Annotated in this window: 10 protein-coding genes; all 10 read right to left on the bottom strand. The window is 49.0% G+C overall.

Features of this window, described 5'->3' with window-relative positions:
• Positions 1 to 137 precede the first annotated feature (137 nt).
• Complete coding sequence (locus tag ACFFLD_RS04045; RefSeq protein ID WP_386036699.1) at positions 138 to 590, bottom strand: hypothetical protein; 453 nt, start codon at positions 588 to 590, stop codon at positions 138 to 140.
• A 71-nt stretch (positions 591 to 661) separates the two neighbouring features.
• A complete protein-coding gene (locus tag ACFFLD_RS04040) occupies positions 662 to 1129 on the bottom strand; it encodes a hypothetical protein (protein WP_386036696.1) in 468 nt (155 codons plus the stop codon).
• 652 nt (positions 1130 to 1781) lie between these two features.
• Positions 1782 to 2774 (bottom strand): hypothetical protein, encoded by a 993-nt coding sequence (locus ACFFLD_RS04035; protein ID WP_386036693.1) that lies wholly within the window; start codon positions 2772 to 2774, stop codon positions 1782 to 1784.
• Positions 2767 to 3030 (bottom strand): hypothetical protein, encoded by a 264-nt coding sequence (locus ACFFLD_RS04030; protein ID WP_386036690.1) that lies wholly within the window; start codon positions 3028 to 3030, stop codon positions 2767 to 2769. The genes ACFFLD_RS04035 and ACFFLD_RS04030 overlap by 8 nt, the downstream gene beginning before the upstream one ends.
• Entirely contained in the window at positions 3023 to 4726 is a 1704-nt protein-coding gene (locus ACFFLD_RS04025) for a DUF2235 domain-containing protein (RefSeq protein ID WP_386036687.1), read from the bottom strand. The genes ACFFLD_RS04030 and ACFFLD_RS04025 overlap by 8 nt, the downstream gene beginning before the upstream one ends.
• A 92-nt stretch (positions 4727 to 4818) precedes the next feature.
• Positions 4819 to 5289: a DUF3304 domain-containing protein gene (locus tag ACFFLD_RS04020; protein ID WP_386036684.1), complete on the bottom strand. Its 471-nt coding sequence runs from the start codon at positions 5287 to 5289 to the stop codon at positions 4819 to 4821.
• A gap of 67 nt (positions 5290 to 5356) precedes the next feature.
• Positions 5357 to 5695 carry a DUF3304 domain-containing protein gene (locus ACFFLD_RS04015; RefSeq protein ID WP_386036702.1) on the bottom strand — a complete coding sequence of 113 codons (339 nt, stop codon included), beginning with the start codon at positions 5693 to 5695 and terminating at the stop codon, positions 5357 to 5359.
• Between the two features lie 237 nt (positions 5696 to 5932).
• Positions 5933 to 6382: a DUF3304 domain-containing protein gene (locus ACFFLD_RS04010; protein WP_386036681.1), complete on the bottom strand. Its 450-nt coding sequence runs from the start codon at positions 6380 to 6382 to the stop codon at positions 5933 to 5935.
• Position 6383: 1 nt separating this feature from the next.
• Positions 6384 to 7244: a DUF4123 domain-containing protein gene (locus ACFFLD_RS04005; protein ID WP_386036679.1), complete on the bottom strand. Its 861-nt coding sequence runs from the start codon at positions 7242 to 7244 to the stop codon at positions 6384 to 6386.
• Positions 7241 to 8368, bottom strand: a 1128-nt coding sequence (locus tag ACFFLD_RS04000; protein WP_386072427.1) for a type VI secretion system Vgr family protein, incomplete at its 5' end; no start/stop codon positions are given. The genes ACFFLD_RS04005 and ACFFLD_RS04000, both read right to left, overlap by 4 nt.

Below are 8368 nucleotides of genomic sequence, written 5' to 3'. Positions count from 1 at the left end.
GGCCATCTACCCTTGGCTTGGGGTTGGGTGTAGCGCGCCAGGGGGCGTCGCCGGGCATTAGCGAAACGTGGTTAAAGTAGCGCGTCATGCCACTGTTTGAATTTTTATTGAATTAACTGCTGCAATGCCCACAGACCTTAACGCAAACGAATATTTTTTTGATACTTTTCTTCCTGGATTTTCTCTACTTCGGCTTCGCTCATATCCCGCCAATAGCGCGGATTACGGCCTTTGCGCTGGTCGGCGGCTGCGGTGGTGGGGTCTTTATGGCGATGGATTTCCAAGGCAGGTACATCCGGTAGCGGCTGGGAAACATCCATATAACGCTGGATAAACTGCCACGCGGCCACCAATTCACCGGGCATATTGGTAGGTGGGAACTGCGCATCCAGTTTCTGGCGAAGCCCCGTTTCAGGGTGATAGAGCATCAGCGAATAGGTAGGGCTACCTTGGGTATCCGGCGAGCTTTCAAGGTAGGCGTCGAATTCATAGATGGGTGCCGCTAAGCGCTCTTCCCAAGCTCGCTTTGGGTTATAAATCGTAAAAAAACCATTCTGACGGTTGAGTTGCCATAGGGGAGCTTTTCGCATTCCATAAAAAAATCGAGGGAATGTACTCTCTAAAAAGCGACCGCCCTTCCAAATAACCAATGAAATCAGTGCTATTGGTAAAAAAACTTAGTATTAAAAAGCATCGACGAAACAAAGTATCCAAGGTCATTTTTACCAAAAACCAAAGAACTCAAGAATATTAAGGATATTAAAAGGAAACATATTAAAGACATCCATAAAAAAACTATTCCAAAGCCCATTAAAACATATATGAATTTCGATAAAAAGCTATAGTGTGGAGGCATGATTGATTGATGATCATATCGAACTTTTATCGCATTAAAAACACTATCTTCTGCTCTTAACTTCGCTCTCCTTGCTTCCCAGTTCTTAGATATAGCTAAATTATTATGACCATACTCATCCTTTGTGCCATTATCTTGAGTACGGCGATACCATGTTAAACGTGAGCCACTGATGCGTTGACGATCTGGATTAGCTTCCTCCCACGCTACCCGTTTAGCAGGTTTGTAGGGAGTATTAGTGTAGTAGTCTTTTGGGTTAGGTTGATCAGACATTCAATGTTTCCTTTACCCAGTAATCACTATTAGATGATGTGCTGTCAAAGACTTCTGCCATATTGCTGAGTGTTTCCTTTAACGGTTCAGGCGCGGGATAGAACCGATCATTGGATAGAAAAGGAACTTGCGGTATTTTTCGAAACTGCACTTGCACATCCCAACGGTAGCCAATGCCCGTCTGAGGCCCCCATGCACGTTTACCCGCAGGCGTATAAACAAATTAGCGAATAGAATTTGCAGATAGCTGGGTCAGTAATGGCGTCATCTGCGTTTCAGATTCTTTCGTCCAACCGCTATAGGCTGGTGTATTGTGAGTTTTTCCTTCTAGGCGCTTAATGATTGCGACATCTTGTAGCTCAACCCCCATGCCGGGTAGGCCGCTTTTAATTTCAATCACCGTATTAATAGGTGTCTGCTGAAAATGCTCTTACCACATTTGGCCCATGAGAAGTGACGTAGGCGTAGGGCGGTTATGGGTATCGCCCAGTTGGTTCATTAATGCATCGCGCTCATGTAGCTTGCGGCAATTCATACAATCACTCACTGGAACTAATTTAACACGTTAAGCCACGCTACCGCCGAGGCAGGCGCGTAGTAGCGACTGCCTTGAGAGTGTTGTTTGATACAATGACTGGACTGCGCCTACCGGCTAACGCAAACGAATATTTTTTTGGTACTTCTCTTCCTGTATTTTCTCTACATCGGCTTCGCTCATATCTCTCCAGTAGCGCGGGTTACGGCCTTTGCGCTGGTCGGCGGCTGCGGTGGTGGGGTCTTTGTGGCGGTGTATTTCCAGAGCAGGCACATCCGGTAGCGGCTGGGAAACATCCATATAGCGCTGGATAAACTGCCACGCTGCAACCAATTCACCGGGCATGTTGGTAGGCGGGAACTGAGCATCCAGCTTCTGGCTAAGTCCTGTTTCAGGGTGAAAAAGCATCAGCGAATAGGTAGGGCTACCTTGGGTATCCGGCGAGCTTTCAAGGTAGGCGTCAAATTCATAGAAAGGGGCTGCTAAGCGCTCTTCCCAAGCTCGTTTTGGGTTATAAATCGTGAAAAAACCATTCTGACGGTTTAGTTGCCACAGGGGAGTTTTTTGCATTTTATAAAAGAAGCGTGGAAATCTTTTTTCTAGAAACCGCCCTAGCTGCCAAGCTAATAGTAAAACAAAAGCTATAGGTGACAAAAAAACAATCAAACCTGCAATATTGCTTAAATTTTCAGCAAAAGCTCCTGAAAAAACGGACATAACAAGAAAGCTAAAAGATATCAAGAAAGTCACCCACAAGCACAAATAAAACCCGCCCTTACCCACACCCATAACTAAAAATAAAAATCTCGAAAACGAGCTAAAATTAGGGGGGATTATACAGTGGTAGGTATAAAAAACGCCTGTTTTTTTAAAAACATCATGATTAGAGCCTGGGCTTCTTTTAATTTCATTTTCCCAGTTTTTTGAAATCGCTATATTTTCATACCCATACTCATCTTTTGTCCCATTATCCAGAGTACGACGATACCATGTTAAACGTGAGCCACTGATGCGTTGACGATCTGGATTAGCTTCCTCCCACGCTACCCGTTTCGCTGGTTTATATGCCGTATCAGCGTAGTAATCTTTCGGGTTAGGTTGTTCAGACATTCAATATTTCCTTTACCCAGTAGTCACTATTTGACGATGTGCTATCAAAGACTTCTGCTATATCGCTAGGCGCGGCTTTGAGCGGTTCTGGCGCGGGATAGAACCGATCATTGGATAGAAAAGGGACTTGCGGTATTTCTCGAAACTGCACTTGCACATCCCAACGGTAATCGATGCCCGTTTGAGAACCCCAGGCACGTTTACCTGCAGGTGTATAAACAAAGTAGCGAATGGAATGCGCAGAAAGCTTAGTCATCAGGCTTATCGATACCCCGCCACGTCATAAACCGATACCCGCCAACGAGCTGTGAGGGTTGTCGGTTTCGATAAGTCATCTCTTCGGGCTGCTTGTCATGCAAACCATAGGCAAACAAAAGCCCTACCGGCTCAGGTAGCTCAGGAGGGGACTCTTCTCTTGTCCACTGATACCAGCTGTTGGCTAATTGCGAGTGATGGCGAAGTGTTGCACGTGCATGTAAATAGGTATTTCTGTCGGATGAGCGCTCACGGCGGCGTATATCTGCGGCCTCATCATCCACATCTTCGAGCCAGCCCCAGGCTTGTTTTAATGTAGATAATGCCGCATCAATCTCAGCGCGTTCTGCTGTTTGAATCGACCACTCTTCCTGGGAGCCTGAAACAGAGGCTACTAGCGAACCAATGGTGCGATGGTAATAACGGTTGGGCAAGGCTTCCTCGCGCGCTTCCAGCGCGGTCAGGGTATCCTGATAATCGCGGAAGCGTTGTGCTAGCCAGGCCAGATAAACCAGGGTATGAGAGCGGAAGTTTTCATCCGTAGGACTTTGTCGAGTAGTAGTAAACCGCCGGTAATGGCGCGCCAAGGCGGGTAACGAATAGCCTTCGATTTCATCGTTCAGCTCGAACATTTGAGCAATAAATTCGTTCTGCTCTCTCAGCGTATCCAACGGCGGAAAAGGCACGCCAGCGATAGTGGCACGGCGATACATACGGTGCAGGGCTGCAAGCGAAAGTTCTGCACTGGCCTTCTGTTCGTCTGTTACCAGGCCACCGCCAATGTCTTCGCTAATGCCTGGGCACAGCTCTTCATACCACTGCGCATTTTGCCCTCCCAGCGGACGACAGCGTCGGTAAAAGCGCCGCTCATGGGCAGCGATTAGATGCAGCACTCGTTGGCAACCTGGGTGTAGCTCTCCGCCATCATCAAGTACTGGGCTTAACGGATGAAACCAGTCCAGCGGCCCCATCTCCGCATGGGTACGGTCCACACAGTCCAGCAAACCTACGAACACCACCTCTACATCGCTGTCCTGATAAACAAAGCGTTCACCGTCCTGATCGCACACTTCATCCAACAGCCGTCGTACAAAGGCTTTTGCCATGGCGGCACCAAAATCAAAGCCAAAGACAGAGACACGTATTCTGGTCAGCGGTAGCTCGCTGTTCTGCTTGACGTCAGCCACACTGCTCTGAAAATCGCGAACAGCGGAGGAAAGGCGGGTGTGGCTTCCACTCATCAACAGGTTAGCGGCAATGGAGGTATCCCGGATAGGTGCAACGGCTTCAATACCTGTGCGAATCGCGGCATCCCGGGCCGCTTTAACCCAGTTCCAGGGTTGAGTGATAGATACCTTAAACGAACGCCCAAAAACTTCGTACCAGCGCCCCGAACCACCACCGGAGAGCACTCCTTTTGCGGCATCCGTGGCACTGGAACGCAGTTGCCCTTCGCCCGTTCCGACGGCTTCGCCAGGAACACGGTGCGCAGCACCTACTACATCAGCTGATAAACTAGATTCGAAAGATGTTCCAAGGCCGGAGTAGTAGTGTCTACGAATCGGAGCACTAAGCTTGCCTTCTTCTTGAGGGGGGTAGGCTAAAAATAAACATCCAATGTTACTGACCCTACTTTCTTGAATGTCGGCTTCTAAATTTCTTGATATGCCATCAAAGAAAAAACCTATATCCAGCACTTGGCTGCAGTCAGCCCCAAAACGATCTATATAACTTCTTTTGCTTCTCGAATTTAATGAGCATATGCTTTCGATAGATGTTTCATCCATTTTCAATTAGCTCCCGAACCACGGTATTGCTCAAATTTTGGCGATCGGATATTTTCACTCCATACTAAGTCCACCTTATTATCGGAAATGAAATGAACATGTAAGTACTTATCATCTTTATCATGTTCTGGCATAGGCAGGGTTACGCTGTGTCTTTCCTCCTCTATTCCTTGACGCTTTTGATCGCCCGTCCTACTTAATATCCATACCACCTCAACAGTATCTCCTTGGAAAGACCAACAGCAAGTAGTACCTCCCCAAGAGTGGGCGTTCATATTTCCACCCCAATTATCATCAACCCAGTAGCTACCAACAGGTCTATCTGTATGATTATAACCTGCCAATGATCCGCTTTTTGATGCGTTAAAAAGCATGCTCCAAGCTAACCATGTCACCACCAAACCAGCCAGCGCAAACTTAAGCCAAGTAGGTAGTAACCGCAAATAACGGCTTATTGCCCAGCGTACTAACATGATAACCAGCTCCCTTTTTTCATAAAAAATTCCGTACAAAAATTATAATTAAGAATAATCAATCTTCTTACCTTAACTGTTCAGACAGAGGAGATTGCAGGTCAGGGCTCCAGGCTAACTCGACTTGGTTATCTGGGAGAAAATGTACGTGCAGATACTGGTCCTCTCGCTTATGTTCTGGCATGGGAAATTCTACGCTATGCCTTTCCTCCTCAATCCCTTGGCGTGACTGTTCTCCTGTCATGCTTAGAATCCAAACTACCTCAACAGAATCTCCTTTAAAGGACCAACAGCAGGTAGTTCCACCTCCTGTATATAAACCTCCAGAGTAGGCGGATAGATTACCCCCCCAATTACCATCAACCCAAAAACTACCAATAGGCCTCTCAGTAAGATTGTGACCCATTAAAGAACCACTCTTTGATGTGCTAAAAAGCATGCTCCAAGCTAACCATATCACTACCAAACCAGCTAATGAAAACTTAAGCCAAGCGGGTATCAGACGCATATAACGGCTTATTGCCCAGCGAACTAACATACTTCATTATCTCCTATAGCCATTTCGCATCGATTCTTTTCCATGACCGTTAATTTTTTAAAAACTGTTAAATAAAAAAAGACCAATAAATAACCTGACGTTGCTTTACTCATCATGGCGAGCCTCAGAGTTGCGATACTGATCAAATTTTGGCGAACGAATATCCTGACTCCAAACTAAATCAACATTTTTATCGGGAAGAAAATGTACATGTAAGTATTGATCTTCTTGTTTATGCTCTGGCATTGGAAGAGTCATACTATGCCGTTCCTCCTCTAGGCCTGCCTCGATATCCTCAGGCGTGACATCAAGAATCCATACCACTTCAACATTATCATTCTGGAATGACCAACAGCAGGTAGTACTACCCCAAGAATAGGGATCCATATTTCCTCCCCAGTTGTCATCGACCCAATAACTAAAAACAGGTCTGTCAGTATGGTTATAGCCTGCCAGCGATCCACTCTTTGATGGGTTAAAAAGCATGCTCCAAGCCAGCCATAAAGCCACCAAGGCGGGCAACAGCACTTGAAGACAAACAGGTATCAAGCGCATATCATGGCTCGTCCTGCTGATAGGAAGTTACTAATATCTCCGCCAGCGTGGCTTCACCACCCGCCGCGCGTTGTAAAAGGCGTTGCATTTCCTCCGATGCCCAAGCGTCACTTCCCTGGCTGAATTGCACATAGATAAAGGTTCGCTTGTCGGCAGTAGCAGTCAGACCATAGCTGTTGGCTTGCATAAGCGCTTCAGCCACCTGACGGGGCCGCTCACAATGGCATATTCCTTCAAATAACGACGGTGCAAAATCGACCAGTTCGGCAGTCAGTTGCATAACTTCCGGTTCACCGTGCAGGGCTAGCCAACGAGCCTCATCGACGACTAACTGCCATTGAGTGACGGACTTTGTTGAAGCTTTCCCTTCAAGAGCTACCCACCCCATCGTTGTATCTTGATACCACCAACGGTTAACCCCCGAAAAGAGTGCATTCGCTGAATTTTCGAGCGCATCTTCATGCAACTGAGTAATGACATCAGGAAGATAGAATCGAAGGAGCGAGCGCTGCTTTTGCGGGCTTTCAACCACCATGGCCGGAGACAAATGGCTAGCCAGTTCAGCCCCGCTTAGTGGGGTCTCTATCCAACTGAGCAAGGCGCATGCCATGCCGTCAAGCTGATTCAATTGATCGAGCTGATCATCAGGGATGCTCAACAACCAGGGGCCTTCGCGCTGTAAATGGGGCTGGCGTTCATCTTTGATTAGCGACCAGTAGTGGTCCTTGTCAGCTATTTCGTTAAACAGAGTCGTTCGGGTGGTTACCGCTAGCTGCGCCATCTCTATCAACGCATAGCGCTTGATGGACGGTACTTGTGATGTTGAAAGGGATTCCCAAGCAGGAAAACTTCCGGTATTCATGCCTGCTCTCCTGGTATGGCGCTCTGCCCTTCCGCCAGTGCTTTTTTCCAGCACTCTTCACATACCTCGGGGAGTTTGAAATTGGTCTTGAGTAATGCCTCCTGCGAGAGCTGATCTACTCGCTCATGCACCTCCGCCATCGCATGCCCTGGCAGCAACGGCCCTTCGGCGGCCTGGCCGGTGCCGTTGCCGGGGCTGCCGCCGGCGTTCACCTTGACGTTGGGGCCTGAAATGGTGACGCCGCTGTCGTCTAGTTTGAGGAAGCTGCCGCCAGCGTTGAGGGTCAATTCACTGCCCGCTTCCAGCACTACCTTGTGGCCGGCCTTGATGTGCAGCTCGCGGCCACTTTCGCTTAGCCAGGCTTGGCCTGCGTTGATATGCAGCGTGCCTTGAACGGTAAGGTGCTGCAGGCCTTCGGTGTGTTCGAACCGGTTGCCATGCACCGTGTGGTGGTCGTCGTTATCGATCTCGCTGATGCGGTCGTTGTGTACCTTGAGAAAGCTGTCATTACGTACCTCCTCAACGCGGTCGTTAAGCGTCAGAAGCTCCAGGTCTTTCTGGGCGTGGAGCCAGATCTGCTCCTCGCTCGCTTCGTCTTCAAAGCGCAGTTCGTTGAAGCCTTCGGCCTTGTGGCTCTGGGTGCGCAGCACCGTGCGGGTCTTGTGTTCGGGTAGCGAGTAGGGCGCGGTATTCACGGCGTGATAGGTACGCCCGGTGACTAACGGCTGGTCCGGGTCGCCTTCCAGAAACGAGACGATCACCTCATGGCCAATACGGGGAATGGCAATGCTGCCGTAGCCGCCACCGGCCCAGCCTTGGGCCACACGCACCCAGCAGCTCGCCGTGTCGTCAGGCTCGGCGTAGCGGTCCCAGGGAAACTGGACTTTTACTCGTCCGTGCTCGTCACAGTGAATCTCTTCGCCTTCCGGGCCGACCACAAAAGCGACTTGGGGGCCATCTACCCTTGGCTTGGGGTTGGGTGTAGCGCGCCAGGGGGCGTCGCCGGGCATTAGCGAAACGTGGTTAAAGTAGCGCGTCATGCCGTTGGCATCGCCCAGGGTCATACCATCTTCTTCCAGCGCCTGGGGCTGTTCGCCCACGTGGCGCACTGCCACCACCTGCCA

Origin of the sequence: Vreelandella sulfidaeris (genome assembly GCF_042429665.1) — a bacterium.
Classification (GTDB): domain Bacteria; phylum Pseudomonadota; class Gammaproteobacteria; order Pseudomonadales; family Halomonadaceae; genus Vreelandella.
Note: the sequence above shows the minus strand (reverse complement) of the source record. Positions and strands in the feature narration are given on the sequence as shown.

Coding starts and splice junctions, on each gene's coding strand:
- ACFFLD_RS04015 (WP_386036702.1), bottom strand. CDS start 5,695: ATGGGTCACAATCTTACTGAGAGGCCTATTGGTAGTTTTTGGGTTGAT.
- ACFFLD_RS04030 (WP_386036690.1), bottom strand. CDS start 3,030: ATGACTAAGCTTTCTGCGCATTCCATTCGCTACTTTGTTTATACACCT.
- ACFFLD_RS04010 (WP_386036681.1), bottom strand. CDS start 6,382: ATGCGCTTGATACCTGTTTGTCTTCAAGTGCTGTTGCCCGCCTTGGTG.
- ACFFLD_RS04005 (WP_386036679.1), bottom strand. CDS start 7,244: ATGAATACCGGAAGTTTTCCTGCTTGGGAATCCCTTTCAACATCACAA.
- ACFFLD_RS04035 (WP_386036693.1), bottom strand. CDS start 2,774: ATGTCTGAACAACCTAACCCGAAAGATTACTACGCTGATACGGCATAT.
- ACFFLD_RS04045 (WP_386036699.1), bottom strand. CDS start 590: ATGCGAAAAGCTCCCCTATGGCAACTCAACCGTCAGAATGGTTTTTTT.
- ACFFLD_RS04040 (WP_386036696.1), bottom strand. CDS start 1,129: ATGTCTGATCAACCTAACCCAAAAGACTACTACACTAATACTCCCTAC.
- ACFFLD_RS04020 (WP_386036684.1), bottom strand. CDS start 5,289: ATGTTAGTACGCTGGGCAATAAGCCGTTATTTGCGGTTACTACCTACT.